Annotated in this window: 26 protein-coding genes; 14 read left to right on the top strand and 12 right to left on the bottom strand. The window is 66.9% G+C overall.

The window, feature by feature from the left end; all coding sequences use genetic code 11:
* Window positions 1–77: 77 nt before the first annotated feature.
* Entirely contained in the window at window positions 78–1,151 is a 1,074-nt protein-coding gene (gene pheS / locus B0B01_RS12370) for a phenylalanine--tRNA ligase subunit alpha (RefSeq protein WP_076650376.1), read from the top strand.
* 51 nt (window positions 1,152–1,202) lie between these two features.
* On the opposite strand, the gene B0B01_RS12375 is transcribed toward pheS, so the two are convergent.
* Window positions 1,203–1,538, bottom strand: a complete 336-nt coding sequence (locus B0B01_RS12375; protein ID WP_076650377.1) for a TM2 domain-containing protein — start codon at window positions 1,536–1,538, stop codon at window positions 1,203–1,205.
* 186 nt (window positions 1,539–1,724) lie between these two features.
* Here B0B01_RS12375 and pheT point away from each other — a divergent pair, with 186 nt between their 5' ends.
* The 4 genes from pheT to B0B01_RS12395 all read left to right on the top strand — a co-directional run bounded on the left by pheT (window position 1,725) and on the right by B0B01_RS12395 (window position 6,116).
* Window positions 1,725–4,118, top strand: a complete 2,394-nt coding sequence (gene pheT / locus B0B01_RS12380; protein ID WP_076650378.1) for a phenylalanine--tRNA ligase subunit beta — start codon at window positions 1,725–1,727, stop codon at window positions 4,116–4,118.
* A gap of 94 nt (window positions 4,119–4,212) precedes the next feature.
* Complete coding sequence (locus tag B0B01_RS12385) at window positions 4,213–4,662, top strand: YtoQ family protein (RefSeq protein WP_076650379.1); 450 nt, start codon at window positions 4,213–4,215, stop codon at window positions 4,660–4,662.
* Between the two features lie 117 nt (window positions 4,663–4,779).
* The gene (gene mscL, locus B0B01_RS12390; protein ID WP_076650380.1) at window positions 4,780–5,205 is read left to right on the top strand and encodes a large conductance mechanosensitive channel protein MscL; all 426 of its coding nucleotides are present in this window, start codon (window positions 4,780–4,782) and stop codon (window positions 5,203–5,205) included.
* A gap of 77 nt (window positions 5,206–5,282) precedes the next feature.
* Entirely contained in the window at window positions 5,283–6,116 is an 834-nt protein-coding gene (locus tag B0B01_RS12395) for a mechanosensitive ion channel family protein (RefSeq protein ID WP_076650381.1), read from the top strand.
* 23 nt (window positions 6,117–6,139) lie between these two features.
* Here B0B01_RS12395 and ald read toward each other — a convergent pair whose 3' ends face one another.
* Together ald and rpsU are read right to left on the bottom strand one after the other, a co-directional pair.
* Entirely contained in the window at window positions 6,140–7,258 is a 1,119-nt protein-coding gene (gene ald / locus B0B01_RS12400) for an alanine dehydrogenase (RefSeq protein WP_076650382.1), read from the bottom strand.
* A 434-nt stretch (window positions 7,259–7,692) separates the two neighbouring features.
* On the bottom strand, window positions 7,693–7,899 hold the full coding sequence (gene rpsU / locus B0B01_RS12405) for a 30S ribosomal protein S21 (RefSeq protein WP_076650383.1): 207 nt from the start codon (window positions 7,897–7,899) through the stop codon (window positions 7,693–7,695).
* A 218-nt stretch (window positions 7,900–8,117) separates the two neighbouring features.
* Here rpsU and B0B01_RS12410 point away from each other — a divergent pair, with 218 nt between their 5' ends.
* Window positions 8,118–8,810 carry a COQ9 family protein gene (locus B0B01_RS12410; protein ID WP_143733111.1) on the top strand — a complete coding sequence of 231 codons (693 nt, stop codon included), beginning with the start codon at window positions 8,118–8,120 and terminating at the stop codon, window positions 8,808–8,810.
* Window positions 8,811–8,862: 52 nt separating this feature from the next.
* Complete coding sequence (locus B0B01_RS12415) at window positions 8,863–9,849, top strand: NAD(P)H-quinone oxidoreductase (RefSeq protein WP_076650417.1); 987 nt, start codon at window positions 8,863–8,865, stop codon at window positions 9,847–9,849.
* A gap of 72 nt (window positions 9,850–9,921) precedes the next feature.
* Here the strand turns inward: B0B01_RS12415 and B0B01_RS12420 are convergent, their stop codons facing one another.
* The 7 genes from B0B01_RS12420 to B0B01_RS12450 all read right to left on the bottom strand — a co-directional run bounded on the left by B0B01_RS12420 (window position 9,922) and on the right by B0B01_RS12450 (window position 16,298).
* Entirely contained in the window at window positions 9,922–10,584 is a 663-nt protein-coding gene (locus B0B01_RS12420; protein ID WP_076650385.1) for a DsbA family protein, read from the bottom strand.
* A gap of 90 nt (window positions 10,585–10,674) precedes the next feature.
* Window positions 10,675–11,580: a LysR family transcriptional regulator gene (locus B0B01_RS12425; RefSeq protein WP_076650386.1), complete on the bottom strand. Its 906-nt coding sequence runs from the start codon at window positions 11,578–11,580 to the stop codon at window positions 10,675–10,677.
* Window positions 11,577–12,617, bottom strand: coding sequence for a YeiH family protein (locus B0B01_RS12430; RefSeq protein WP_083946366.1), 1,041 nt, complete (start codon window positions 12,615–12,617; stop codon window positions 11,577–11,579). Before B0B01_RS12430 ends, B0B01_RS12425 begins: the two co-directional genes overlap by 4 nt.
* A gap of 115 nt (window positions 12,618–12,732) precedes the next feature.
* The gene (nadC, locus tag B0B01_RS12435; RefSeq protein WP_076650387.1) at window positions 12,733–13,599 is read right to left on the bottom strand and encodes a carboxylating nicotinate-nucleotide diphosphorylase; all 867 of its coding nucleotides are present in this window, start codon (window positions 13,597–13,599) and stop codon (window positions 12,733–12,735) included.
* 52 nt (window positions 13,600–13,651) lie between these two features.
* Entirely contained in the window at window positions 13,652–14,620 is a 969-nt protein-coding gene (gene nadA, locus B0B01_RS12440; RefSeq protein ID WP_076650388.1) for a quinolinate synthase NadA, read from the bottom strand.
* A gap of 66 nt (window positions 14,621–14,686) precedes the next feature.
* Window positions 14,687–15,580 carry an NUDIX hydrolase gene (locus B0B01_RS12445; protein ID WP_076650389.1) on the bottom strand — a complete coding sequence of 298 codons (894 nt, stop codon included), beginning with the start codon at window positions 15,578–15,580 and terminating at the stop codon, window positions 14,687–14,689.
* A gap of 127 nt (window positions 15,581–15,707) precedes the next feature.
* Window positions 15,708–16,298 carry an NADPH-dependent FMN reductase gene (locus tag B0B01_RS12450; RefSeq protein ID WP_076650390.1) on the bottom strand — a complete coding sequence of 197 codons (591 nt, stop codon included), beginning with the start codon at window positions 16,296–16,298 and terminating at the stop codon, window positions 15,708–15,710.
* 395 nt (window positions 16,299–16,693) lie between these two features.
* Here B0B01_RS12450 and B0B01_RS12455 point away from each other — a divergent pair, with 395 nt between their 5' ends.
* Window positions 16,694–17,335, top strand: a complete 642-nt coding sequence (locus B0B01_RS12455; protein WP_076650391.1) for a YceI family protein — start codon at window positions 16,694–16,696, stop codon at window positions 17,333–17,335.
* A gap of 175 nt (window positions 17,336–17,510) precedes the next feature.
* On the opposite strand, the gene B0B01_RS12460 is transcribed toward B0B01_RS12455, so the two are convergent.
* Window positions 17,511–18,377, bottom strand: coding sequence for a pirin family protein (locus B0B01_RS12460; protein ID WP_076650392.1), 867 nt, complete (start codon window positions 18,375–18,377; stop codon window positions 17,511–17,513).
* Window positions 18,378–18,496: 119 nt separating this feature from the next.
* On the opposite strand from B0B01_RS12460, the gene B0B01_RS12465 reads away from it, so the two are divergent.
* The 6 genes from B0B01_RS12465 (at window position 18,497) to B0B01_RS12490 (ending at window position 25,432) form a co-directional block, all read left to right on the top strand.
* A complete protein-coding gene (locus B0B01_RS12465) occupies window positions 18,497–19,402 on the top strand; it encodes a LysR family transcriptional regulator (protein WP_076650393.1) in 906 nt (301 codons plus the stop codon).
* A gap of 162 nt (window positions 19,403–19,564) precedes the next feature.
* The gene (locus B0B01_RS12470; RefSeq protein ID WP_076650394.1) at window positions 19,565–20,551 is read left to right on the top strand and encodes a glutathione S-transferase family protein; all 987 of its coding nucleotides are present in this window, start codon (window positions 19,565–19,567) and stop codon (window positions 20,549–20,551) included.
* Between the two features lie 68 nt (window positions 20,552–20,619).
* A complete protein-coding gene (gene wrbA, locus B0B01_RS12475) occupies window positions 20,620–21,210 on the top strand; it encodes an NAD(P)H:quinone oxidoreductase (protein ID WP_076650395.1) in 591 nt (196 codons plus the stop codon).
* Window positions 21,211–21,302: 92 nt separating this feature from the next.
* Complete coding sequence (locus tag B0B01_RS12480; RefSeq protein WP_076650396.1) at window positions 21,303–22,004, top strand: SDR family NAD(P)-dependent oxidoreductase; 702 nt, start codon at window positions 21,303–21,305, stop codon at window positions 22,002–22,004.
* Window positions 22,005–22,163: 159 nt separating this feature from the next.
* Window positions 22,164–23,663 carry a catalase gene (locus B0B01_RS12485; protein ID WP_076650397.1) on the top strand — a complete coding sequence of 500 codons (1,500 nt, stop codon included), beginning with the start codon at window positions 22,164–22,166 and terminating at the stop codon, window positions 23,661–23,663.
* Window positions 23,664–24,052: 389 nt separating this feature from the next.
* Window positions 24,053–25,432: a DEAD/DEAH box helicase gene (locus B0B01_RS12490; protein WP_083946368.1), complete on the top strand. Its 1,380-nt coding sequence runs from the start codon at window positions 24,053–24,055 to the stop codon at window positions 25,430–25,432.
* A 36-nt stretch (window positions 25,433–25,468) separates the two neighbouring features.
* Here B0B01_RS12490 and B0B01_RS12495 read toward each other — a convergent pair whose 3' ends face one another.
* Window positions 25,469–26,515 (bottom strand): response regulator, encoded by a 1,047-nt coding sequence (locus B0B01_RS12495; protein WP_076650399.1) that lies wholly within the window; start codon window positions 26,513–26,515, stop codon window positions 25,469–25,471.
* Between the last annotated feature and the right edge of the window lie 19 nt (window positions 26,516–26,534).

Consider the following 26,534-nt stretch of genomic DNA (forward strand, 5'->3'; position numbering starts at 1 on the left):
CGGCCGGGGGCGAGCCTTGCCATCGGTTGGCGCAGTCATTAGCAACCAGACCCGGAACGACAGCGCAGGAAAACGTGATGGATGATCTCAAGGCGAAATATCTGGAGCGGATAGCCGGAGCCGGGGACGAGGCCGCGCTCGAGGACATCCGCCTTGCCGCCATCGGCAAGAAGGGCGAGATTTCGCTGCGGATGCGCGAACTCGGAAAAATGACCCCGGAAGAGCGCAAGAGCGCGGGGCCGGCGCTGAACGCGCTCAAGGACGAGATCACGAGCGCGCTTGCCGCCCGCAAGGCCGCGCTGGCTGATGCCGCGCTCGAGGAACGCCTGCGGGCCGAATGGCTTGATGTCACGCTGCCCGCGCGCCGGCGCCCGGCCGGCACCATCCATCCCGTGAGCCGGGTCACCGAAGAAGTGACCGCGATCTTTGCCGATATGGGGTTTTCCGTCGCCGAGGGGCCGCGCATCGACACCGACTGGTATAATTTCGATGCGCTCAACATCCCGGCCCACCATCCCGCCCGGGCCGAGATGGACACGTTCTACATGCACCGCGACGCGGAGGATCCGCGCCCGCCCAACGTGCTGCGCACCCATACGAGCCCGGTGCAGATCCGCTCGATGGAGGCGAGTGGCGCGCCGACGCGCATCATCTGCCCCGGCGGCGTCTATCGTGCCGATTACGATCAGACCCATACGCCGATGTTCCACCAGGTCGAGGGGCTGGCCATCGACCGCGACATCACCATGGCCAACCTGAAATGGGTGCTCGAGGAATTCTTTGCCGCGTTCTTCGAACTCGACGGCATCCGCATCCGTTTCCGCGCCTCGCATTTCCCCTTTACCGAACCTTCGGCCGAGGTGGACATCCAGTGTTCATGGGTCGACGGGCAGTTGCGCATCGGAGAGGGTGACGACTGGCTCGAGGTGCTCGGCTCGGGCATGGTGCACCCCAAGGTGCTGCGCGCCGGCGGCATCGACCCCGACGAATGGCAGGGCTTTGCCTTCGGCATGGGAATCGACCGCATCGCCATGCTGAAATACGGCATCCCCGACCTGCGCGCGTTCTTCGATTCCGATCTGCGCTGGCTGCGGCATTACGGGTTCTCCGCGCTTGACGTGCCGACCCTGCGCGGGGGCTTGGGCCGGTGAGTGGGGCGGCTGCCTTTCACCATCGCTTTCAGCCTGTAGCGCGACCGCCTGTCAGGTTTTGACCGGCGCGTGAAGCATGTCGGTTGAATGGCGCTGGCGTATCGCGTCCTTGTCTGCCTGAAGCAGTCCGGGAAGCAGGAAGATGTCCACGATCCACCAGATTCCCACCGCGATCAGCAACCCAATTCCAATGACGATGACAAGGGTGAGCCAGCCGAGAACAAAGAGGATCAGCATCGTGATCGCCGTGCCCGTCTTGCCGAGATAGAACCGATGCGCCCCGAATCCGCCCAGAAAGATCAGCAGCAGATATGCAACGACCGGCGATTTCGCGTCATTCGTAACCCGCTGCTCGACGAGCATCTGCTGTTCGGTGGTCAGACTCATGATGAAGTTCCCGCAAGGCTGAATTGCCGCACGCTAGCCCGGCAATGGTTTACATGCCGTTAATGCGCGACCGTTTCCGACCTTGCCGGTGTCAGGCGGTTTCCGGCCGTGATCGACCTGGCTGCCGACCCTATCATTCTGCCGCGCCCTGCGGTAATCCACCGCAAAATCCATGAGGATGCAGAGATGAAATTCACCCTCTCCTGGCTGAAAGATCACCTGGACACCACGGCGACGCTCGACGAGATCACCGGGGCGCTGACGGATATCGGGCTCGAGGTCGAAGGCGTGACCGATCCGGCGGCTCGGCTGCGTGACTTTACCCTCGGCCGGGTGCTGGCGGCGGAAAAGCACCCCGATGCCGATCGGCTGAAGGTCTGCCGGGTCATGACCGGCGAGGGCGAAAAACAGATCGTCTGCGGTGCCCCCAACGCCCGCGAAGGCATCACCGTGGTGGTCGCGCAACCCGGCACCTATGTGCCGGGCATCGACACGACGATCCAGATGGGCAAGATCCGCGGTGTGGAAAGCCATGGCATGATGGCTTCCGAGCGCGAGATGGAGCTTTCGGACGAACATGCCGGCATCATCGAACTGCCCATGGGCGAGGTCGGGCAGAGCTTCAGCGACTGGCTGGCGGAGCATGATCCGGCCCGGGTCGATCCGGTGATAGAAATCGCCATTACCCCGAACCGCCCCGATGCGCTTGGCGTGCGGGGCATTGCCCGTGACCTCGCGGCGCGCGGGCTCGGGCGGATGAAACCGCGCGGGAGCCGGCCGGTGCCCGGCGCCTTTGCCTCGCCGGTCGGTGTCGGCATCGACCCGGATACGATGGACGGCTGCCCGGTCTTTGCCGGGCGCGTGATCCGGGGCCTGACCAACGGGCCGAGCCCCGCGTGGCTGCAGGAGCGGCTGCGCGCCATCGGGCTGCGCCCCATATCGGCCCTGGTGGACATCACGAATTTCTTCACCTTCGATGTGAACAGGCCGCTTCATGTATTTGATATGAATGAGCTTGCCGGAAATTTGCGCATCCATCGCGCCAAGGGTGGCGAGGTGATCCGCACCCTTGACGAGCGCGAACATATCCTTGCGCCGGGAATGATGGTGATCGCCGACGACAACGGCCCGCAGAGCATCGCCGGCATCATGGGCGGCGAAGCGAGCGGCGTGACCGAAGGCACCACCTCGGTCTTTCTGGAAAGCGCATTCTGGGATCACGTGCAGATCGCCCTTGCCGGGCGGGCGCTGCGGATCACGTCGGATGCGCGCTATCGCTTCGAGCGGGGCATCGACCCGGCCTCTACGCTTGCCGGGCTCGAGGATGCGACGCGGATGATCCTCGATCTCTGCGGCGGCGAGGCATCCGAAGTGGTCGTCGCCGGGGCCGAGCCCGATCATGGCCGCGCCTATCGCTTTGATCCGGCGCAACTGCGCCGGATCGTCGGCATGGAGATCGGCGCGGACGAACAGCGCGCGATTCTCGAGCGGCTCGGGTTCCGGCTCGAGGGCGGCACGGCCCATGTGCCAAGCTGGCGCCCCGATGTGCATGGCGAGGCCGATCTGGTCGAGGAGGTCGCGCGCATCGCCTCGCTCGGGCGGCTCGAGGGGCAGCCCCTGCCGCGCCCGAGCGGCGTCGCGCGCCCCGTGATGACGACGCAGCAGCGCCGGCGCGAGGCCGCGCGCCGCACCTGCGCCGCGCTCGGTTACAACGAATGCGTGAGCTATTCCTTCATCGACCGCGCGAGCGCCGGGCTGTTCGGCGGCGGCGCGGATGCGACCATGCTGGAAAACCCGATTTCTTCGGAAATGAGCCATATGCGGCCCTCGCTGCTGCCGGGGCTGTTGCAGGCGGCCGCGCGCAACCAGGCGCGGGGATTTTCGGATCTGGCCCTGTTCGAGGTCGGGCCGGTGTTTTCGGGCGGTGAACCGGGCGAACAGGCCGAACAGGTCGCGGGGCTCCTGGTCGGACGCACGCAGACCAAGGACGTGCACGGGGAATCGCGCGCGGTCGATGTTTTCGATGCCAGGGCGGATGCCGAGGCGCTGCTTGCGGCGATGCAGGCCCCGGCCAGCGCGCAGATCCGCAGGGGCGGCCCCGAATGGTGGCATCCGGGGCGGCACGGGGTGATCGGGCTCGGCCCGAAACTGGTGCTCGGCGTGTTCGGCGAATTGCATCCGCGGATCCTTGCGGCCATGGATGTGAAGGGGCCGGCAGTCGGTTTCGTCCTCTGGCCCGACGCGGTGCCCGGCGCGCGCCGCGGCAGCGCCACGCGCCCGGCGCTGGCCCTGTCCGATCTGCAGGCGGTCGAGCGCGACTTTGCCTTTGTGGTCGATGCGGATACGGATGCGGCCGCCCTGGTGGCAGCGGCGGCGAGCGCCGACCGCGCGCTGATCGAGCGGGTGCGCGTCTTTGACCAGTTCGTCGGCGGCAGCCTGGGCGAAGGCCGGAAATCGCTGGCGCTGAGCGTGCGGCTGCAGCCGCGCGAGACCACCCTCACCGAGGCCGAGATCGAGCGTCTGAGCGGGCGCATCATCGAGCAGGTCACCAGGGCAACCGGTGCGGTGCTGCGCGGCTGAGGCTGGATTTCGCCTTCGGCGAGGATATTTCTGGCCAGAAGAAGGCATAGGCGGCGGGGCGCGCGCTCCGCCCGCAACATTGATGGAGAGCGGCATGACCTTGAACGTTTACCTGTCCGGCGAAATTCACACCGACTGGCGCGAGCAGATCATCGAGGGCGCGCGCGACCTCGATATCCGCTTTTCGGCCCCGGTGACCGATCACGATGCCAGCGACGACTGCGGGGTGGCGATCCTCGGGGCGGAGCCTGACAAGTTCTGGCATGACAACAAGGGCGCGCGGCTGAACGCGATCCGCACCCGTACCGGGATCGAGCAGGCCGATGTGGTGGTGGTGCGCTTCGACGAGAAATACAAGCAGTGGAACGCGGCGTTCGACGCGGGTTACGCAGCGGCGCTCGGCAAGGCGCTCGTGGTGCTGCACGGGCCCGAACACCAGCATGCGCTCAAGGAGGTGGATGCGGCCGCGCTGGCGGTGGCGCAGCACCCCGCGCAGGTGGTCGCGATCCTGCGCTATGTCCTGACGGGCGCGCTGCCGGCATAGATCCGCGGCAACATCGGGCGGAAATCCGTCACCATCGCGCATGAATGCTGCACATTTCGCGGTCCGTGTGATTAATTGTCGCAGGCGGCCACGGGGCCGGGGACAGAGGAGTCGGAAATGCTCAAGGAATTTCGTGAATTCATTGCCAAGGGCAATGTCATGGACATGGCGGTCGGTATCATCATCGGCGCCGCGTTTACCGCTATCGTTAGCTCGCTGGTCGATGATCTGATCAACCCGATTATCGGGCTGTTCACGGGCGGCATCGACTTTTCCAACCAGTTCGTGGTGCTGAGCGGCGAGGGGAATTTCGCCTCGCTGGAGGCGGCGCGCGAGGCAGGCGCGGCGGTGTTCGCCTACGGTTCATTCCTGATGGCGGTGCTGAATTTCCTGATCGTCGCCTGGGTGGTCTTCCTGCTGGTCAAGATGGTGAACCGGGTCAAGGCGGCCGCGGTGACGGAGCCGGAGCCGGCCCCCGAAGAGCCGGCCGGGCCGAGCGAGCTGGACGTGCTGATCGAGATTCGCGACCGGCTCAAGGTCTGACGGCAGGACCGGGCGAGGGGCCGCGCATGCCGGGCATCCGGCGCCTGCGCGGCCCTTTGCAATGAAAGGAGAGCGAGATGGAAGATCTGGGAGTGCAGACCGGTTTCTGGCTGCTGTTCCTGATGAATGTGGGCAAGGCGATCATCGTCCTGGTCGTCGGCTGGGTGGCCGCCGGCTGGGTTTCGCGCCTTGTGCGCCGCCGGGTGGAGGCGCATCCGCGCCTTGACCAGACGCTGGGCGCCTTTGCGGCCAATCTCGTGCGCTGGCTGCTGTTGGTGCTGGTGGCGATCGCGGTGCTGAACCTGTTCGGGATCGAGGCGACGAGCGTCGTGGCCATGCTCGGCGCGGCGACGCTCGCGATCGGGCTGGCGCTGCAGGGAACGCTGAGCGATTTCGCCGCCGGATTCATGCTGATCCTGTTCCGCCCCTTCAAGCTTGGCCAGTATGTGGATATCGGCGGCACGGCGGGGACGGTGGTCGACCTCAACCTGTTCTTCACCGAGCTGAAGACCGTGGACAATGTGCAGATCGTGATCCCGAACGGCCAGGCCTGGGGGCAGATCATCACCAACTATTCCCACCACGACCTGCGCCGGCTCGATCTGGATTTCCGTATCGACTATCGCGACGACCTCGACCTGGCCATGGCGGTCATCATGGGGCTTGCCGAGGGTGACGAGCGCGTCATGGATCAGCCCGCTGTGCCCTGGATCGCCGTGACCGACCTGCGCGAACATGCGGTGATCATTTCCACGCGGCTCTGGTGTCGGGCGTCGGATTACTGGAACCTGCGCTTCGATCTAGTGAAGGCGGCCAAGGAGAACCTGGCCGAGAAGGGATTCACCGTTCCCTATCCGCATCAGATCGAGGTGACGGTCCCCCGGGGAGAAAAGGCGGGGCCGGCCGCCTGACCGGCCCCCGCCGTTGATTGTGGTCAGGCGGCGATGAGGCTGCTGCCTTCGACGCTTTCGATCCCGAGCGCCTCGCCGACCGCGTGATAGGTCAGCTTGCCGTCGTGCATGTTGAGCCCGTGCAGCAGGTGCTCGTCCTCGGCGCAGGCCCGCTTCCAGCCCTTGTCGGCAAGGTTGAGCATGAGCGGCATGGTCGCGTTGTTCAGCGCGATGGTCGCGGTGCGGGCGACCGCACCCGGCATGTTGCCGACGCAATAGTGAATGATGCCATCCACTTCGTAGATCGGATCCTGATGCGTGGTCGGGCGCGACGTCTCGAAGCAGCCGCCCTGATCCACCGCCACATCGACCAGCACGGAGCCCGGGCGCATCAGCGAAAGATGCTCGCGCTTGAGCAGCTTGGGCGTCGCTGCCCCGGGAATGAGCACGGCGCCGATCACCATGTCGGTGCTGGGCAGCAGGTCGTTGAGCGTGGCCTTGTCCGAGAACTGCGTGATCAGGTGCCCCATGAAGATGTCGTCGAGATAGGACAGCCGCTGCACCGACAGGTCGAGCACGGTCACGCTGGCGCCCATCCCCACGGCGACGCGTGCCGCCGCGGTGCCGACGACGCCGCCGCCAAGAACCAGCACATTGGCCGGGCGCACGCCGGGCACGCCGCCCATCAGCACGCCGCTGCCGCCATTGGCCTTCTGCAGCGCCCAGGAGCCGGTCTGGGGCGCGAGCCGCCCGGCGACCTCGGACATGGGGGCAAGCAGGGGCAGGCCGCCGCCGCGGCCGGTCACGGTCTCGTAGGCGATGGCGGTGACGCCGGTGGCGAGCAGTTCGCGGGTCAGCTCGGGGTCGGCCGCAAGATGAAGATAGGTGTAAAGGATCTGTCCGCGCCGCAGCAGCTTGCGCTCGCCCGGCTGGGGTTCCTTCACCTTCACGATCATCTCGGCCTCGCCATAGACCGTCTCTGCATCGGGGACGATGCGCGCCCCCGCCTCGACATAGGCGTCGTCCTCGAAACCCGCTCCGATTCCGGCGCCGGTCTCGATCATCACCTCATGGCCGTGGACCACGGCTTCATGGGCTGCATTCGGAGTCAGTCCGACGCGGAATTCCTGGGGTTTGATCTCTTTCGGACATCCGATCTTCATTCTCGTGTTTCCTGTTCATCACTGGAGTTTCGTCAACCGGCCGGCATCGGAAGATTACCGATAATCTTTGATCGCTGGCGGGCGCTGCTGCGTATGATCCGAATAATTTCCGGGCATGCGCGCGCAACATGTGAAAAAACGCGCCGGGATGCAACCGTAACTCTTGACGCAGATGGCGAGGATCGTCCGCGGGTGGCGCTCTCCGCGGCGCGGGCGCCTGTTTTTTCCGCCTCTGGCCCGTGCCGGAGGGGCAGGGAGGGCGCTCTCGTCCACTGCACGTTTTCGTGATCTTTGTGACAGGAGCGCCTTGTGCGGCTTGACGAATCGCTGTGTGGCGGACGGGGCCGCGCCGAAGGGCCGGGGACGGGAGACATGAAAAACCCCCGCAGCAGGGCTCCGGGGGCGTTCTTCGTGTGAAATGTCGGACGTTTCCGTCAGAGCAGCCCTTCACGCTGCGCTTTCTTGCGCGCAAGCTTGCGGGCACGCCGAATCGCTTCGGCCTGTTCCCGGGCCTTCTTTTCGGAAGGTTTCTCGAAATGCTGCCGCAGCTTCATCTCGCGGAACACGCCTTCGCGCTGAAGTTTCTTCTTCAGGGCGCGCAGCGCCTGGTCGACATTGTTGTCACGAACACTGACCTGCATGTGGTTTTCACCACCTTTCTGTCTCGAGTTGCGGAATCTGCAGGAGGGTGCCCTATAACAGAGAGAAACCGCCTTGTCCATCTGCGCCGCCAACATGTGGGCGCCGGTTCGTGCTTGTCTTTCGCCGCTGATGCGACATCTTTCCTCTTGGACCGGCGGAAGACTTCCGGGCCATGACGGGCGGGTGCCGGCGGGCGAATTGAAACGGGCGGATGAATATGGACGAAGAGGAACGCAAGACCACGCAGGACAGGGTTCTCGATGCGGCGCTTGCGCATGTGGCCTTTGACGGCTGGACCGAAACCACCCTGCGCGCCGCCATCGCCGAGAGCGGGGCCGAACCCGCGCTGGCGCGGGCGTTGTTTCCGCGCGGGGCGGTCGACCTTGCGCTTTACTGGCACGAGCGCGGCGACCGCGCGATGCTCGACCGGCTCGCGGTGACGGATCTGGCGGACATGCGGTTCCGCGACCGTGTGCAGACCGCGCTGCGCCTGCGGATCGAGGCAATCGGCGACAAGGAGGCGCTGCGCCGCAGCATGGCGCTTTTTGCGCTGCCGCTTCATGCCCCGGACGGCACGCGGGTGCTCTGGCGCACCTGCGATCACGTCTGGACCGCCCTTGGCGATACGTCCGACGACGTGAACTGGTATACCAAGCGCATGAGCCTTTCGGGCGTCTACTCCGCTACGCTGCTGTACTGGCTGGCAGACGGCAGCAGCAATGATGCCGACACCTGGGCCTTCCTGGCCCGGCGAATCGACGAGGTCATGCGCATTGAGCGGCTGAAAGGGCAGGTTCAGGCCAATCCGCTGATGAAGCCGTTCCTCGTGATTCCGAACTGGCTTGGGCGGCAGGTCCGCGCGCCGAAGGGGGTGGATGATCTGCCGGGCTCGACAAAACCGTCGCGCTGAGGCAGCACGGGGCGCGACCGGACCGAGTAAGGAGAAAACCATGCCGAGCCCCTTGCCCCAGACCATGCGTGCCATCGAGATCAGCGAACCGGGCGGCCCCGAAGTGCTGAAACCGGCCGAACGTCCGGTGCCTGCGCCCGCCCCGGGCGAGGTGGTGATCCGGGTGGCTTTCGCCGGGGTGAACCGCCCCGATGCGCTGCAGCGCGCGGGCGCCTATGCACCGCCGCCCGAGGCGAGCGACCTGCCGGGGCTCGAGGCGTCGGGCGAGATCGTGGCGCTTGGCGAAGGCGTCGAATCCTGGTCCGTCGGCGACCGGGTCTGCGCGCTGCTCCCCGGCGGGGGCTATGCCGAATATGTGGCAACCCCGGCGGCGCATTGCCTGCGGATCCCTCAGGGCATGGATCTGAAACGCGCGGCCTGCCTGCCGGAAACCTTTTTCACGGTCTGGTCCAACGTGTTCGATCGCGGGCGTCTGGCGGCGGGCGAGCGGTTCCTTGTCCATGGCGGCACGAGCGGCATCGGCACCACCGCGATCCAGCTTGCGCGCGCCTTCGGGGCCGAGGTTTTCGCCACCGCGGGTTCGGATGCGAAATGCGCCGTCTGCACCGAACTCGGCGCGCGGGCGATCAATTACCGCGACGAGGATTTCATGCAGATCCTGCGCGAGGCGGGCGGGGCGGATGTGATCCTCGACATGGTGGGGGGCGATTACATTCCTCGCAATGTCCGCGCCCTAGCGACCGAGGGCCGGCTCGTGCAGATCGCCTTCCTGCGCGGCACCAGGGCCGAACTGAACTTTGCCGCCGTGATGCTGAAGCGCCTGACCATCACCGGCAGCACCCTGCGCCCGCAGAGCGACGCGGCCAAGGCGGCCATTGCCGCGAACCTTGCCGAAAAGGTCTGGCCGCTGCTGGACCGGGGCGAGGTCGCGCCGGTCATGGACAGCGAATTCGCGCTGGACGAGGCGGCGCAGGCCCATGCGCGGATGGAGGCGGGCGACCACATCGGCAAGATCGTGCTGCGGGTCGCGGGCGAATGACCGGGCGCACAGGCACGCGGCGCCGCTGCAATTGAAACCGGCGCGGCGGACCCGACGCGCGGGCAGGCGCCCCTAGCCGAGTGCTGCGCGGCCGCGCGCGATCAGGCCGCGCATCTCGGCCTTTGACTGGGCACCGAACAGCATCTCGTTCCCGGCGATGAAGCTCGGCGTGCCCATCAGGCCCATGTGATCGGCCAACGCCCCGGAAAGGCCGATATGTTCCTGCACCTCGGGCGACTCCATATCCGCCCGCAGCCGGTCGGTATCGAGCCCGAGATCGCGGGCGACCCTCAGGGCGGCCGCTTCGTCGGCCGTGCCGCCGATGCCCATAAGAGCAGTGTGGAATTCGCCGTATTTCTGCTGTTTCAGCACTGCGAGCGACACCCGCGTCGCCGCAATCGACCCTTCGCCAAAGATCGGCCATTCGCGCAGCACGAGCCGCAGCTTTCCGTCCTCGGCCAGCAGCGTCTGTATGTCGGCGGCCATGTCGCGGCAGAACGGACAGTTGTAGTCGAAGAATTCGCTGAGGGTGATGTCTCCCTCGGGATTGCCCAGAACCGGCGTGAAGGGCGACCGCTCCAGCGCCTTGCGCAGCTCTTGCGGCATGGGGTTGTCCGCGAGCGCCTGCGCGAGCGCGGGATGCCCGAGCACGGCCGCTCCCGCCGCCGCCCCGGCGCCGAGCCCGAGGCGGATCAGATCCCGTCTGCGCCGGTCGAACAGGGTGCGTTTCGTCATCGGGTCTCCTCTCGCTCCAGGGCCGCTTGCGTTCAGCCCGCGCCATGGACCGGAGATCTTAAGCCAGCCTTAACCCTCGCCGCCGCCGGATCACTCGTTCTCCGGCAGGAGGCCGCCGGGTTCCTGCGTCAGGTCCAGAAACCGCCGCTCGGCCAGCGAAAGCTGGCGGTCCTTGTGATGCAGAACGCGAAATCGCCGGCCGGGCAGGGCGAAATCCACCGCCGCGAGCCGCCCGGCAGCGACCGCCGGGCCGACCACCAGCGCCGAGAGCACCGTCGCGCCGGCCCCGGATTCGACCGCTGCGCGCACGGATTCATTCGACGGCAGTTCAAGCGCGATCTCGACCTTATCGGGTGCGAGCCCGTGCCGGGCAAGAACCGCCTCGAATACCGTGCGCGTTCCCGACCCCGGCTCGCGCAGCACCCAGGGGCTCTTGAGCAGATCCCGCGCGTCCAGGGGCGCGCCGCCGGCCCAGGGGTGAGCGGGCGCGACGACCAGCATGAGGTCATCCCCCGCAAACGGGCGGATCGACAGGGCGGGGTCGTCGATCGCCCCCTCGACAAAGCCGAGGTCGGCGCCTGCGGCCTGCACCAGGCGGGCGACTTCGGCGGTATTGCCGATCGCAAGCTCGAGCCTGAAACCGGGATGGGCGGCGTGGAACCGGTGCATGAGCGGCGGCAGCCAGTAATTCGCGACCGTCTGGCTTGCCGCGAGCCGCAGCCGGCCGCGCCGCAGCCCGGCCAGATCGGCCAGCAGCCGCTCGCTCTGCTCGGCCCGCCCCAGCAGCGCGCGCGCCTCTTCCAGGAACTGTTGCCCCGCGTCGGTCAGAACGATCCGCCGCCCGATCCGGTCGAACAGGCGCACCGCGTGGCGTTCCTCGAGCGCGGCAATGGCGGCGCTGACCGCGCTCTGGGTCAGATTGAGAAAGGCCGCTGCCTGCGTGACGTGCTGGCGCTCGGCGACGGCGACAAAGATGCGAAGCTGATCGAAGGTCATGTCAGCATGACAACCAGACAGAGGCTGAAAATGGAAATGAAAATCCAGGCGCCTGCGCCAAGCAGCGCGGGGCGGATGCCTTGCGCCGCAAGGCGGCGCAGGTCGGTCTCGAGCCCCATGGCCGCCAGCGCGAGGGCAAGCAGGAACTGCGTCGCGGCCGTGGTCAAGGGCATGACCGCCTCGGGGATCCGGCCGGTGCTGGCAAGCGCGGCCATGGCGATGAACCCGAAAACGAACCACGGCACCGGCGCGGCGGCGCGCCCTTTCGGGCCGCCCGTCTGGCGCATCCGGCGGGTGGCGGCGGCGCCCAGCATCAGCACCATCGGCGCCAGCATCATGACGCGGGTGAGCTTGGCGATGGTGCCGAATTCGCCGGCGTCCTGCCCGCGTGCATAGGCGGCGGCGGCGACCTGCGCGACCTCGTGGATCGACGCGCCGGTCCAGAGCCCGAACGCCCGCGGACCCATATCGAGGAACCCGCCCGCAACGGGCATCAGGACCATGGACAGCGACCCGAACACGGTGACGCAGGCGACGGCATAGGCGGCGCTTTCGTCGCTGGCGCGGGTCACCGTGTTGGTGGCGACCACGGCAGACGCACCGCAGATCGCGCTCCCCGCCGCGATCAGTTGCGCCAGCCCCCGCTCGACCCCGAGCATCCGCCCGCACCAGCTGGTGAAGGCGAAGGTGGCCAGGAGCGTGAGCCCGATCATCGCCACGCCGGAGGCGCCGACCGCGATCACCTGCTGCGCGGTCAGTTGCAGCCCCATGAGCACGATCCCCGCCCGCAGCACGTGCCGCAGGCCGAAGGCGATGCCGGGGCGCGCTGCGCGGGGCGTGCCGACAAGGTTGCGAAAGACCATGCCGAGCAGGGTCGCAAGGATCAGCGGGCTGAGCGCATTGACGCCCGGAATCCGCTGCAGGCCGAACGCCAGCCCCGCGATTCCCCCCGCAAGCCCGAGCCCGGGCAGGATGCGGCCCGGCCCACGGGTGAAAAACCCCCGGTCGTGTCCCGGTTCTGTCGTTGCATCGCTCATCCGGCTGCTCCTCTTGCTGTCACGAGGTGCAGCTAGGCGCATGAGGCTTATCAATCCAACGGATTATCCTGTTCCGTTCGATCGCAATTTTCGAACGGTTCGCGCCGGGCCCGCTTCAGGCCCCGTCCTGCGCCGCAAGGAAATCCAGCCCGATGTCAAGCGCGGGTGCGCTGTGGGTGATCCAGCCGAGCGAGATCAGATCGACCCCGGTCGCAGCCACCGCGCGAGCGGTTTCGGGCGTGATGGTTCCCGACGCCTCGGTCACGGCCCGCCCCGCCACCATGGCGACGGCCTCGCGCAGCGTTGCGATGTCCATGTTGTCGAGCAGCACCACATCGGCACCGATCTCAAGCACCTCGGCGAGTTGCGCGAGCGTATCGACCTCGATCTCGACCTTGACCATATGGCCGGCCATGGCGCGGGCGCGCTCGAGCGCCGGGCGGATCCCGCCGGCGATGGCGATGTGGTTGTCCTTGATCAGCATCGCATCGGCCAGGCTGTGGCGATGGCTCGCGCCCCCGCCGGCAAGGACGGCGTGCTTTTCCAGCGCCCGCAGTCCGGGCGTGGTCTTGCGCGTGCAGGTGATGCGGGTACCGGTGCCATCGACCAGATGGACCAGCGCGGCGGTCGCGCTCGCGATGCCCGACAGGTGACAGAGAAAGTTCAGCGCGGTGCGCTCGGCCGTCAGCAGGCTGCGGGACGGGCCGGCAAGGCTCGCGATGCGCGTGCCCGCGCGCACCGCCGTGCCATCGCTCACATGGCGCGTCACGGTGATGCGCGGATCGACCAGTTCGCAGGCCAGCGCCGCGCAGTCGAGCCCCGCAATCACCCCATCGCGCCGCGCCACCATGGCGACGGCAGAGCGATGATCCGGTGGGATCACCGCGGCCGAGGTGATGTCCCCCGCGGTGCCCAGATCCTCGTCAAGCGCGCGGCGAACCGCGGGTTCGATCAGCAGGCGCGGAAGCGGGGCGATCTCCATGGCGGATCCTTTCGTCAGATGCGTGGCGGTTGCGGAATGATCGGCGGGCGGATCAGACCGCCAGCATCCGTTCGACCGCTCGGCGCGCATCATCGGCGATGGCGGGATCGACGCTGACCTCGTGACGGCCCTGTTCCAGCGCCTCGCGGATGTTGCGCAGGCTGATCCGCTTCATGTGCGGACAGAGGTTGCAGGGACGGATGAATTCAACATCGGGATGGTCGAGCGCCACATTGTCGCTCATCGAACATTCGGTGAGCAGCACCACCCGCGCGGGTTTGCGGGTGCCGACGAAATCCGACATGACCGCGGTCGAGCCCGAGAAATCGGCCTCGGCCACGACCTCGGGCGGGCATTCGGGATGCGCGAGCACGGTGACGCCCGGCCAGGATTCGCGCAGGCCGCGCACCTCTTCGGCGGTGAACAGTTCGTGCACCTCGCAGCGGCCCTTCCAGGCGACGATCTCGACCCCGGTTTCGCGGGCCACGTTGCGGGCCAGGTATTCGTCGGGGATCATCAGCACCTTGGGCACGCCGAGCGATTCGACGACGCGCACCGCATTGCCCGAGGTGCAGCAGATATCGGAGGCCGCCTTGACCGCGGCCGACGTGTTCACATAGGTGACGACCGGCACGCCGGGATGGGCCTCGCGCAGCAGGGCGATGTCCTCGGCGGTGATCGAATCCGCCAGCGAACAGCCTGCCTGCGTATCGGGGATCAGCACGGTCTTGCCCGGATTGAGCAGCTTTGCCGTCTCGGCCATGAAATGCACGCCGGCAAGGACGATCACCTCGGCATCGACCTCCACCGCCTTGCGGGCAAGGGCGAGGCTGTCACCGACAATATCCGCGACCCCGTGGAAGATCTCCGGCGTCTGGTAGTTATGCGCAAGGATCACCGCGTTTTTCTCGCGCTTGAGGTCGAGAATCGCCGCGATGTCATCCTCGAACAGCATCCAGTCCGGGGCCGGGATGATCCGGCTTACGCGGTCATAAAGATGCGGCAGGCGAAGGTCGGTCATGGAATCTCCTGGCCCTTCAAACATGAGCAGATTGGACGGCAGGCTTATTCTCGGGTTGAGGATATGTCAATGACGCAGCACCGGCAGCCGCGATCCCGACAGGGCCCGTGCCTCGAGGATCGCGGAGCGGTAGCGGAACAGCTTGGCCGGGCGGCCGCCGGTGGCGGCGGACATCTCGCCGGTTTCCTCGACCAGTTCCTGCTGGTCGATCTGGCGGCGGAAATTCGACTTGTGCAACCGCAGCCCCGACAGCGCCTCGACCGTGCGTTGCAGCTGCAGGAGGGTGAAGCTCTCGGGCAGGAGCTCGAACACGACCGGGTGGTATTTGATCTTTGCCCGCAGCCGCGCGATGCCGGTCGCGAGGATCCGGCGGTGATCGCCCCCCATCCTGCGCCCGAAGGCGGCATGGGCGGGCCGGGTCATGCTTTCGGCCAGCCCCGCCTCGTAAAGCAGTTCGTAACGCTGGAGCGCGAGTTCCTCGTTCCAGGGCATGTCATTGAGGCCAAAGACGAAATCGACGCGCTGGCGGCGCAGCGGATCATCGCCTGCCCAGCCGGCGAGCCGGGCGGCGATTTCGTCCGGTATCGGCGGCGGGCGCAGGCGCCGGTCCTCCCAGGGGAAATAGTCATACCAGCCGTGCCACTCCGGCTGCCCCGCTGCCGGTGCCGGCTGTTCGCGCACGAGCCCGAGATAACCGATCGAGATGCGCCGCGCGCCGGGGGGCGTGCGTGGTTCACGGTCGAGGTCGGCAAAGGTGTAAAGCTGTTCAAGATAGCCGACGGGATGGCCGGTCTGGCTTTCGATCCAGGCCCGCAGCCCGGATTGCAGGCTGCGATGGCCCGGATCGAAGGGGCCGGACGGCAGCGCCTGGCCGGCCCGCACCGTCATGACGCGGGGCTCGTCATCGGTGACGGCGACCAGAACGGCAATCAGTTCGGCATGAGCAAGTCCCGAGGACAACGGCAGACCTTTCCTGACAGGACGACCGGGATAGCATCCTCGCCGGTCTTGGCAAGCGGTCGCCGGTTTTCCCCGCGGGCTGCGGGGCGGCGGCGCCCGCTCCGGCCCGCCGCCCGGGTTTCAGCGCCTATGAACCGGCGCTTTCGGTCGCGGGGGCGCGCAGGGTCGCCAGTGCGCCGCTCCATTTCAGCAGCTCGTCCAGCATCTGCTGCGCGGAGTGCTCCACCGGGTCGTTCGAGACGAAGCGCCCCTCGTCGTCGAGCGATTTCCCGACCATCGGCACCATGACGCCCTCGACCATCGGCATCATCTTGAGCGTCGTCACAAGCTGCTTGGCGATCTGCACCGCGCGGATTCCGCCCGAGACACCGCCGTAGGAGACAAAGCCGCAGGGTTTGTAGTTCCATTCGCGATAGACGTAGTTCAGCGCATTCACCAGCGACGGCGGCGGGCTGAAGTTGTATTCGGGGGTCACGAAGACATAGGCATCGGCCTGTTCGACGCTGCGCGCCCATCTCTTGGTGTGCGGCAGTTCGTATTGCTGCATCACCGGGTGGCGGGGCTCGTTGTAGATCGGCAGGTCGAAATCCGCGAGGTCGACCAGATGCGCGTCGAATTCCCCGTGCCGGCCGGCATAGTCCCGGAACCACTGCGCAACCGCGGGGCCGACACGTCCCGGCCGGGTGCTGGCGATGATGATGTGAAGTCTGGGTTTCAAGCTGGTTCTCCTTGATATGTGGTCGTCATGGCCGTTGCTCCTGCCCGGGTGCGGCTGCCCCGGTCGGCCGGGAGCATGTTCGGTTGTCATGGCGTTGACATACACATGTGCCGACCGATCCGTAACAGGGCAAGTTCCGCACGCATCGTCCTGTTTCCAGAACGATACGTGTCGTGGACCCGGCCGGACGCCCGGGTGCCTTGCTGTTCCATCAGGGGAACGCTGCGGCCCTGTTTCGCCGCCTTATTCCCCGCTCTCTCCCGTGATAGGACGACAGCGACAGCGAAAGCAGGGGCGTGCCCGCCGCCAATCGGCGGCATGTGCCCCGTTGTCCGCAAATCCCGCGCCGCCCCTCTGGCCGCGCGCCCACGCCAACCGAAAACCGGAGCACGATCATGAAGGCATTCGATCACATCACCACTAGGCTGCTGTCCGCGGGTTTCCTCGCCGCGCTCGCCCTTCCGGCCTCTGCGGCCGAGCAGACCTATGCGCTCGACCCCACGCATACGCAGGTGCAGGCGAACTGGAACCACCTCGGCTTTTCCAATCCCGGCGCGGCCTTCAGCATCAAGGAGGGCACGCTGATCTGGAACGACGAGAATCCGCTCGACTCCAGCGTCACCGTGACCATTCCCGTCAACAGTGTGGACACCCGGGTGCCGCTGCTCGACGAAACCTTCAGGACCGAATATTTCAAGGCCGACGAATTTCCCGAGATCACCTTTGAAAGCACCGGAGCCACGCGCGTCGGCCAGTCCGACGACTACCGGATCACGGGTGATCTGACTATGCACGGGGTGACGCGCCCCGTGGTGCTCGATGCCACGCTGAACCACATGGGCGAGCATCCGATGCTCGAGACGCCGGCGATCGGCTTCGATGCGACGACCACCATCCGGCGTTCCGAATTCGGGCTGGATGCCGAGGTTCCCTTCGTCAGCGACGAGGTGACGATCACGATTACCGGCGAAGCCGTCGATCCCGAAGCGCTCGAAGGGTTTCTCGAGATGATCGAATACGCCCCGGACTGGGACTGACTGACCCCCGGGCCTGACGACGGCTGCCGCCCCACGCCCGGACCGCCCACCGGATCCGGCGGGCCGGCAGCGCCGCGTCATGTCCTGACGGCGATTCCTCGGGTTTCGTAAAACGAGAACATAGAAAACCGGCGGCAGGGCAGGTGCCCGCCGCCGGTCTTGGTGCGTCGCGCGTTCAGGCCGGGATCCGGCCGAAACGGCCGCTGCGGACATCGGCGAAGGCCTGGCGGATCTCCTCCTCCGTGTTCATCACGAACGGGCCGTGCCCCGCGATCGGCTCGTTTATCGGCTCACCGCCGAGCAGCAGCAGCCTTGCGTCGCTTTCCGCCGAGAGCACGAGGCCGGTGCCGGCGCGATCCAGAACCACCATCTGCCCGTCCTGCACGGGCCCGCCCCCGTTCACCCGCAGCCGGCCGGCGAGCACGACCACGGCCAGCGTGTGCCCCTCGGGCAGGTCGAAAGCAGCGCTTTTCCCCGCAGTCACCCGCAGATCCCAGACGTTCAGCGGCGTATGGGTCCGGGCCGGGCCATGCGCCCCGCCGTATTCGCCTGCAATGACCCGCACCGTGCCGCCATCATCCGGCAATGGAACGCTCGGGATGCTGCCGTTTTCAAGAAGCTGGTAATGCGGCGCGGCCATCTTGTCGGCGGCGGGCAGGTTCACCCAGAGCTGCACCATCTCGAACGGGCCACCCTTGCGGGTATAGTCGTGCGAGTGGAACTCTTCGTGCAGGATGCCGGAGGCGGCCGTCATCCATTGCACGTCACCGGGGCCGATCTTTCCGCCGGCACCGGTCGAGTCGCGATGTTCGACCTCGCCGTCATAGACGATGGTGACGGTCTCGAATCCGCGATGCGGATGCGCGCCGACGCCGCGCGGCGTCTGTGCCGGTTCGAAATGCGCCGGTCCCGCATGATCGAGCAGCAGAAACGGGCTCATCTGCGCGCCGTCGCTCTGGTAGTTGAACAGCGAGCGGACGGGAAAGCCGTCGCCGACCCAGTGTCCGTTCGGGGCGTTGTGGATTCCAAGGATTTTCTTCATGAGCCTTCTCCCGGTTTCATTGGTTCAAAACCTGGATCCGAAGATAGGAACGGAACGGTTGCGCAGATAGTGCTCCGAAAATACACTCAGCATCTCATCAGTGGAACGATGGCGGGGCCATGCAGGATCTGAACGATCTCTATTATTTCGCGCAGGTGGTGGAGCACCGCGGCTTTGCCCCGGCCGGCCGGGCGCTCGGCGTGCCGAAATCCCGCCTGAGCCGCCGTATCGCCCTGCTTGAGGAACGCCTTGGCGTGCGGTTGATCCAGCGCTCGACCCGGCGCTTTTCCGTGACCGAGATCGGACAGATCTATTACACCCATTGCAAGGCGGTCCTGGTCGAGGCGAGGGCGGCACAGGACGCGATCGCCATGCACCGTTCCGAACCCTGCGGGGTCATTCGGGTGACCTGTCCGGTGGCGCTGCTCGATACCATCATTGGCCCGATGGTCGCTGATTTCCTCGGCCGGAATCCGGGGGTGGAGCTGCATCTCGAGGCGACGAACCGGCGGGTCGACCTGATCGAAGAGGGGGTCGATGTCGCGTTGCGCGTCCGTCTGCCGCCGCTTCAGGACAGCGAACTCGTGCTGCGCGTGCTGGCGGAGTTCGACCAGCATCTGGTCGCAGGCCCCACGCTCCTGGCCGGGCATGGCGAGCCGCGGGAGCCGGCCGACCTGGCGCGGCTGCCGAGCCTCGCGCTGGCCCAGCCGCAGGGCGATCACCGCTGGACCCTGTACGGCCCCGATGATGCGAAGGCCGAGGTGCATCACCACCCGCGCCTGATCACGCGCGGCATGTTCGCCCTGCGCGATGCCGCCATGGCGGGGGTCGGCGTCGTCCAGCTTCCGGTTATGGTCACAAGTACGGAGATCGCGCGCGGCCGGCTGGTCCCGGTCCTGCCCGACTGGCAGCCGCGGCGCGAGATCGTGCATGCGGTGTTTCCCTCGCGCCGCGGCCTGCTGCCATCGGTGCGCGCCTTTGTCGATCATCTGGTCGCGGGCTTTTCCGGGCGGGGCGCGGTCTGACCGACGGCGGCCGCCCGCGGCCGGCAGCGTAGCGCGACAGAGGGACCTGATCGTTCTGCCAGCGGGACACTCAGGCGCAATATCGGCTGTTTGTCCGCCCGTCGTCCTGCATTATATCATTATTGCACGACAAGACAGGACGGCAACCGGAAGGAGGCGCAGATGGGGCTGCTCGTAGACGGGAAATGGCACGACCAGTGGTATGACACGGCGAAGACCGGCGGCAAGTTCGTCCGCTCGGCGGCGCAGTTCCGCAACTGGATCACCCCGGACGGCAGCGCCGGCCCATCGGGACGTGGCGGGTTCCGGGCCGAGGCCGGGCGCTATCATCTTTATGTCTCGCTCGCCTGTCCCTGGGCCTGCCGGCTGCTGATCATGCGGGTTCTGAAGGGGCTTGAGGGCATGATCGGCCTTTCGGTCGTCAATCCCTACATGGGCGAGAACGGCTGGACCTTTGCCCCGGCCCCCGGCGTGATCGCCGACCCGATCGGGGGGGCGGATTTCCTTTATCAGGTCTATCTGCGCGCCGACCCGGATTATTCGGGCCGGGTGACGGTGCCGGTGCTCTGGGATCTGCAGGAAAACACCATCGTCAGCAATGAATCGGCCGAGATCATGCGCATGTTCAATTCCGCCTTTGACGGAATCGGCGCCGCGCCCGGAGACTACGCGCCGCAGGCGCTTCTGCCGGAAATCGACCGGATCAATGCCGAGGTCTATGACCGGGTGAACAACGGCGTCTACAAGGCCGGCTTTGCCACCGAACAGGCGGTCTACGAACAGGAAGTGACCGCGCTTTTCGCCGAACTCGACCGGCTGAACGACTTGCTCGGCCGGCAGCGCTTTCTGCTGGGCGATCAGGTCACCGAGGCGGACTGGCGCCTGTTCACCACGCTGATCCGTTTCGATGCCGTCTATTACGGCCATTTCAAATGCAACCTGCGCCGTCTGGTCGATTATCCCGATCTCTGGGCCTATACGCGCGAGCTTTATCAATGGCCGGGCGTCGCCGGGACGGTCGATTTCGACCATATCAAGCAGCATTATTACCGCAGCCATCCGACCATCAACCCGAACGGCATCGTGCCGAAGGGGCCGGTGCTCGACCTGATGCAGCCGCCGGAGCGCGAACATGTGCCCGCGGACTGACCGCAGACAGATACTTGCTGCAGACAGCCACTGACCGAAAACAGACCATGAAACCGAAAGGACGGAAAATGAGCGTGAAACTCGCCATCATCTATTATTCGACCTATGGCACCAATCACCGGATGGCCAGTATCGCCGCCGAGGCCGCCCGCGATGCCGGGGCCGAGGTGCGGCTTCTTAAGGCGCCCGAGACTGTTCCGGCCGATGTGGTCGCCGGGGTCGATGCCTGGCAGGCCCAGGCCGAGGCGAGCGCGGACGTGCCCGCCGCTACGGTCGAGGACATGAAATGGGCCGATGCCTATCTGTTCTCGGCGCCGACGCGCTTTGGCGTCATGGCCAGCCAGATGCGCGCCTTCATCGACACGCTGGGCGGGTTCTGGGCCGAGGGCGGGTTTGCCGGAAAGCCGGTTTCGGCCATGACATCGGCGCAGAACGCCCACGGCGGGCAGGAAACCACGCTGCTGTCGTTCTACACCAGCGCGATCCATTGGGGGTCGGTCGTGGTGGCGCCGGGCTATACCTCGCCCGCGATCTTCAAGACCGGCGGCAACCCCTATGGCTACAGCCACACACAAGGGGCCGAGTTTACCGAAGAGGCAAAGACCGTGATTGGCGACCAGGCCGGCCGCCTTGTCGAGATCGCGCAGAAACTGGCCTGAGGCAGCCTGCGGGCGGCAGGACATGCCCGCCGCCCCGGCAATCCATGCTATGACAGTGCCATGACACCAGCAGCACAGGGAGGACATCATTCATGACAGCCATGCTCGAAGGCAGACAGGTCGTGGTGACCGGCGGCACCGGCGCATTGGGGCAAGCGGTCATCGACCGTCTGCTTGCCGAGGGCGCGACCTGCCACGTGCCAAGCCACCGCCGGCCGGGTTCGCTTGATGCCGCGGCGCGGGAGCGGCTCCATGTCGTGCCGGACATCGACCTGACCGATCAGGCGGCGACGGACCGGTTTTTTGACGGGGTGCCCGGTCTCTGGGCCTCGGTCCATCTTGCCGGGGGGTTCGGCATGGGGCGGATCGCCGACAGCGAACGGGACGATTTCACCCGGCTGATGCAGATGAATGCGCTGACGGTGTTCCTTTGTTCGCGCGCGGCGGTGCGCAACATGCGTCGGACCGGGCAGGGTGGGCGGATCGTCAACGTCTCGGCCCGGCCGGGGATCGAGCAGCGGCAGGGCGCGCGCATGGTCGCCTATGGCGCAAGCAAGGCCGCGGTGGCGGCGATCACCATGGCCCTGTCCGAGGAACTGAAGGGAGATCATATCCTTGTGAATGCGATTGCCCCCTCCACGCTCGATACCGAGGCGAACCGCAAGGCGATGCCGAAGGCCGACCCTGCCAAATGGCTTTCGACCGAGGCGGCGGCCAGCGCGATCCTGCAACTGATCGCGCCCGAAAACACCGAGATGAGCGGGGCGGTCGTGCCGCTCTATGCCCGGGCATGAAGGCCGGAGCAAGGCGGCGAGGGGCGCGGCAGGTGATGCGTTCCACGCCACCTTCGGGCCGCGATCGCCGTCAACACCGTTGATCGGCTGCCGCAGTCGGCTAACATATCGGTTCATCCACCGGGAAAGACACCACCCGAAAGCTGTCAGGAGCCACCAATGTCAGATCAAGGCAATCCACGCGCGGCCGGTTCGACCATGACCACCGGCGCGCCCGCACCCAGCGATCGCAATTCGCTCAGCATCGGCGCGGATGGACCCATCCTGCTGCATGACGTGCATTTCCTCGAGCAGATGGCACATTTCAACCGCGAAAAGGTGCCCGAGCGCCAGCCCCATGCCAAGGGCGCCGGGGCCTTCGGCGTGTTCGAGACCACCGAGGACGTCTCGGCCTGGACCCGCGCGGCGCTGTTCCGGAAGGGCGCAAAGACCGACATGCTGGCGCGGTTCTCGACCGTTGCGGGCGAGATGGGCAGCCCCGACACATGGCGCGACGTGCGCGGTTTCAGCCTGAAATTCTATACGGACGAGGGCAATTACGACCTCGTCGGCAACAACACCCCGATCTTTTTCGTGCGCGATCCGATGAAATTCCCGCATTTCATCCGCAGCCAGAAACGCCTGCCCGACTCGGGCCTGCGGGACAACCACATGCAATGGGATTTCTGGACCAACAACCCCGAGACGGCGCATCAGGTGACCTATCTCATGGGACAGCGCGGCCTGCCGCGCACCTGGCGCAACATGAACGGCTACGGCTCGCACACCTATATGTGGTATAATGAAACGGGCGAAAAGTTCTGGGTGAAATACCATTTCCACACCGAGCAGGGCATGGAGTTCTTCACCAATGAGGAAGCCTCCGCCATGGCCGGCGCGGACGCCGATTACCACCGCCGCGACCTGTTCGACGCCATCGCGCGGGGCGATCACCCGAGCTGGATCCTCTCGGTCCAGGTCATGCCCTATGAAGAGGCAAAGACCTACCGCATCAACCCGTTCGACCTGACCAAGACCTGGCCGCACGCCGACTACCCGCTGCACCGGGTGGGCCGGATGACGCTGAACCGCAACCCCGAGAACTTCTTCGCCCAGATCGAGCAGGCGGCCTTCTCGCCCGGCAATACGGTGCCCGGCATCGGGCTTTCACCCGACAAGATGCTGCTGGGGCGCGCCTTTGCCTATAACGACGCGCAAAGGAACCGCATCGGCACCAATTTCCACCAGTTGCCGGTGAACCAGCCGAAGGTTCCGGTGAACACCTACATGATGGACGGCCAGATGGCCTATCACCACAGCGGGAACGCGCCGGTCTATGCCCCGAACAGCGGCGGGCGCGAATGGGCCGACGAGACCGGCGCCATGCCCGACGGGTGGGAGGCCGATGGCTCCATGGTGCGCAGCGCCTATGATCTGCGCCAGGACGACGACGATTTCACCCAGCCGGGCATTCTGGTGCGCGAGGTGTTCAACGACGCGCAGCGGGATCAACTGGTCGATCAGGTCGCGGGCAGCCTTCTGGGCGGGGTGCGCGAACCGGTGCTGGGCCGGGCCATCGACTACTGGAAAAGCATCGACCCCGGCGTCGGCGGCCGGATCGAGGAGAAGGTCCGCAAGGGCAGCGGCGACAAACCCGCCGAAGGCATGGGCGAGGGCTGAAACGCCAGCACAGCCGGCCGGATAACAGCCCCGTGCCGCAAACCGGGGAACAGGCCGGATCCCGTCCCGCAGCCCGCTGAAGGCTGCGGGCGGGTTGCGGAGCGCAGCCGCGGGTTGCGGAGCGCGCGCCCGCGTTCGGCGCTTGACTCTTCTGCGCAAAGCCCTCATCTGCGGGGTGTCGTCGCCTGCTGCCGCGTGAGCAGCCGCGAACAGTGCCGCCGGCATCCTGCCGCGTCTCATCTGCCTGGCCCGACAATTCACCGGTTCCCGATGTCACGCGAGGGTGCCCGCAGGCCGTATCTGCCTGCGACCTTCGACCGGCTCCGACCGGATGCACAGCCATGCCGGCCCGGTACGGGGCCGCAGGGCACAATGGATTCCTTTTCATAATGACCACTGACACGATTTCCCGCCGTCCCTCCACCCGGCGATCCCGTAAGCCCGCCCGCCCGGGCACAGCTCCGGCCAGGGCGCCGGGCGGGGCCGAGCGCCGCAGCGCCCCGGCGCGCGCGCCTCTTGCCGAGGGGCCGTTCCACGCCATGGGCATCGACGCGCGGCTCTGCGCGAACCTGCCGCCGCTCGGCATGGATGCACCGACCCCGATCCAGGCCGAGGCGATCCCGGCGATCATCGAGGGGCGCGACCTGCTTGGCCTGGCACAGACCGGCACCGGCAAGACCGCGGCCTTCAGCCTGCCGATGCTGACGCGGCTGCTGGCCGCCGGGCAGCGGCCGGCGCCCAAGACCGTGCGCGCGCTGATCCTGGCCCCGACCCGCGAACTCGCGACCCAGATCGCGACGAGTGTCGAGGCCTATGCCGAGGGCACCCCGCTCCGCGCCCTCCGCGTCGTCGGGGGTGCCTCGCTCCATGCGCAGGCACAGCGGCTTGCCCGCGGCGTCGATGTGCTGATCGCCACGCCGGGGCGGCTGCTCGACCTGATCGAACGCGGCGCGCTCGACCTTTCGGCCACCGGACATCTGGTGCTGGACGAGGCCGACCAGATGCTCGACATCGGATTTATCCATGCCCTGCGCCGGATCGCGCGCCTGCTGCCCCGCGGACGCCAGACGCAGCTGTTCAGTGCCACCATGCCGAAGCTGATGGAGGAACTGGCGGAAAGCTACCTGACCGACCCGCTGCGTGTTGCGGTGACGCCCCCGGGCCGAGCGGCCGAGCGGATCGAACAGGGCGTGCATTTCGTCAACCAGGGCGACAAGGCGACCCTGCTTTCGGAATATCTCGGCGCCCATCCCGGCGATCTGGCCATGGTCTTTGCCCGCACCAAGCACGGCAGCGACAAGCTCGCGCGGGTGCTCGAGAAAAACGGCTTCGCGGTGGCCGCGATCCACGGCAACAAGAGCCAGGGCCAGCGCGAACGGGCGCTTGCCGCCTTCCGCGCCGGTCAGGTGCATGTGCTTGTCGCGACCGATGTGGCGGCGCGGGGCCTCGACATTCCCGAGGTCGCCCATGTCTATAACTACGACCTGCCGAACGTGCCCGAAAGCTATGTCCACCGCATCGGCCGCACCGCCCGCGCGGGCCGCAAGGGGCGCGCCGTCGCCTTCTGTTCGCCCGAGGAATGGGGGGCGCTGAAGGACATCGAAAAGACCATGAAGTCCGAGATTGCGGTGATCGGCGGCGAACCGCCCGCGCATCCCGTGGCAACCCCGCGCAAATCGCGCAACGCGCGCCCAAACCGCCCGCAAGGCCAGCGCCCCGCCCGCCGCCCGTCGCGCGGCACCGGGGCGCCGCGGCGCGCCCGCAGCTGAGGCAAGGGGCAGGCCGGTGACGCGGGTTCGCTCGCGTCACCTGACGGCGGCGGGGCCGGAGAGGATCAGGGCGACAAGGTCGCTCTGGCGGTTGGTCCCGGTTTTCTGGAACAGGTTGCGCATGTGAAAGGCGATGGTGGTCTGCGACACGCCGAGCCGGGCGGCGATGTCGGCGGGCCGGGCGCCGCCGGTCAGCGCCGCCGCGATGCGTGCTTCGCTCGGGGTCAGGCCGAACAGGTCGCAAAGCAGGGGCTCGGAGATATGCCGAGCCTCGACCGGCGCCGGCAGGAACAGCGCCGCATGGGGCTGGTCTTTTGTCGGCCCCGCCTCGCCCGGGTGGCTGCAGGGCAGGGCGCAGACCGAGACCGAAACCGCCTGATCCGTATCCCCCGGCAGGAGGACGCCGGCGCGATCCCCGCTCCCCGCCGCCGCGGTGCGGAGCGCCGCGGCAATCGCCTGTTGCAGGGCGCGGTCCGCCAGCGGGTCGGCGGCGGCGATCCGGGCGTTCCCGATGGTGATGATCCGGCCGGATTCGGCCATTTCCCCCGCGGCGCGGTTGGCGAAAAGCACATGGCCCTGCCTGTCCAGCAGCACGACCCCCATGGCGATCAGGTCGAGCGCCGCATCGGCAAGGCCGGCGGAGGGGCGCGAAAGGTCACGGCGCAGCGCCTCGATCTCGTCCCCGTGGCGGCTGCGGATGCGCGCGACCTGACGCAGCCGCGCGGCGATGGTCGCAAGCATCAGATCGTAATCGACCGGCTTGACGAGGTAGTCATCGGCGCCCATGCGCTTGCCCTCGATCACCTCGGCCGGCTCGGAAAGCGCGGTCAGGAAGAGGAAGGGCACCGAGGCCAGATCGGGGCGCGAGCGGCGCAGCGCCGCGAGCAGGCCGAAACCGTCAAGTTCCGGCATGGTGATGTCACAAAGCACGAGATCGGGCGCGTTTCGTTCAACGAGCATGAGCGCCTGCCGCCCGTCGCCCGCCGCAAGAACGCGATAGCCGGCCTCGCCGAGTTCCTCGCAGATGTCCTGCCGCAGTGCGGCCTCGTCCTCGGCCACGAGGATCAGCGCGGGGCGGGTCATGGCGTGCTCCTTTGCGGCT

Source organism: Pontibaca methylaminivorans, assembly GCF_900156525.1.
Taxonomy (GTDB): Bacteria; Pseudomonadota; Alphaproteobacteria; order Rhodobacterales; family Rhodobacteraceae; genus Pontibaca; species Pontibaca methylaminivorans.

Excerpts from the sequence above, each read along its gene's own strand:
- rpsU (WP_076650383.1), bottom strand. The coding sequence starts at position 7,899 with ATGCAGGTCAGTGTTCGTGACAACAATGTCGACCAGGCGCTGCGCGCC.
- pheT (WP_076650378.1), top strand. The coding sequence starts at position 1,725 with ATGAAATTCACCCTCTCCTGGCTGAAAGATCACCTGGACACCACGGCG.
- B0B01_RS12495 (WP_076650399.1), bottom strand. The coding sequence starts at position 26,515 with ATGACCCGCCCCGCGCTGATCCTCGTGGCCGAGGACGAGGCCGCACTG.
- pheS (WP_076650376.1), top strand. The coding sequence starts at position 78 with ATGGATGATCTCAAGGCGAAATATCTGGAGCGGATAGCCGGAGCCGGG.
- nadA (WP_076650388.1), bottom strand. The coding sequence starts at position 14,620 with ATGACCGACCTTCGCCTGCCGCATCTTTATGACCGCGTAAGCCGGATC.
- B0B01_RS12460 (WP_076650392.1), bottom strand. The coding sequence starts at position 18,377 with ATGAAGAAAATCCTTGGAATCCACAACGCCCCGAACGGACACTGGGTC.
- wrbA (WP_076650395.1), top strand. The coding sequence starts at position 20,620 with ATGAGCGTGAAACTCGCCATCATCTATTATTCGACCTATGGCACCAAT.
- B0B01_RS12470 (WP_076650394.1), top strand. The coding sequence starts at position 19,565 with ATGGGGCTGCTCGTAGACGGGAAATGGCACGACCAGTGGTATGACACG.
- mscL (WP_076650380.1), top strand. The coding sequence starts at position 4,780 with ATGCTCAAGGAATTTCGTGAATTCATTGCCAAGGGCAATGTCATGGAC.
- B0B01_RS12385 (WP_076650379.1), top strand. The coding sequence starts at position 4,213 with ATGACCTTGAACGTTTACCTGTCCGGCGAAATTCACACCGACTGGCGC.
- B0B01_RS12395 (WP_076650381.1), top strand. The coding sequence starts at position 5,283 with ATGGAAGATCTGGGAGTGCAGACCGGTTTCTGGCTGCTGTTCCTGATG.
- B0B01_RS12430 (WP_083946366.1), bottom strand. The coding sequence starts at position 12,617 with ATGAGCGATGCAACGACAGAACCGGGACACGACCGGGGGTTTTTCACC.
- B0B01_RS12480 (WP_076650396.1), top strand. The coding sequence starts at position 21,303 with ATGACAGCCATGCTCGAAGGCAGACAGGTCGTGGTGACCGGCGGCACC.
- B0B01_RS12485 (WP_076650397.1), top strand. The coding sequence starts at position 22,164 with ATGTCAGATCAAGGCAATCCACGCGCGGCCGGTTCGACCATGACCACC.
- B0B01_RS12465 (WP_076650393.1), top strand. The coding sequence starts at position 18,497 with ATGCAGGATCTGAACGATCTCTATTATTTCGCGCAGGTGGTGGAGCAC.
- B0B01_RS12410 (WP_143733111.1), top strand. The coding sequence starts at position 8,118 with ATGGACGAAGAGGAACGCAAGACCACGCAGGACAGGGTTCTCGATGCG.
- B0B01_RS12490 (WP_083946368.1), top strand. The coding sequence starts at position 24,053 with ATGACCACTGACACGATTTCCCGCCGTCCCTCCACCCGGCGATCCCGT.
- B0B01_RS12455 (WP_076650391.1), top strand. The coding sequence starts at position 16,694 with ATGAAGGCATTCGATCACATCACCACTAGGCTGCTGTCCGCGGGTTTC.
- ald (WP_076650382.1), bottom strand. The coding sequence starts at position 7,258 with ATGAAGATCGGATGTCCGAAAGAGATCAAACCCCAGGAATTCCGCGTC.
- B0B01_RS12425 (WP_076650386.1), bottom strand. The coding sequence starts at position 11,580 with ATGACCTTCGATCAGCTTCGCATCTTTGTCGCCGTCGCCGAGCGCCAG.
- B0B01_RS12420 (WP_076650385.1), bottom strand. The coding sequence starts at position 10,584 with ATGACGAAACGCACCCTGTTCGACCGGCGCAGACGGGATCTGATCCGC.
- B0B01_RS12375 (WP_076650377.1), bottom strand. The coding sequence starts at position 1,538 with ATGAGTCTGACCACCGAACAGCAGATGCTCGTCGAGCAGCGGGTTACG.
- nadC (WP_076650387.1), bottom strand. The coding sequence starts at position 13,599 with ATGGAGATCGCCCCGCTTCCGCGCCTGCTGATCGAACCCGCGGTTCGC.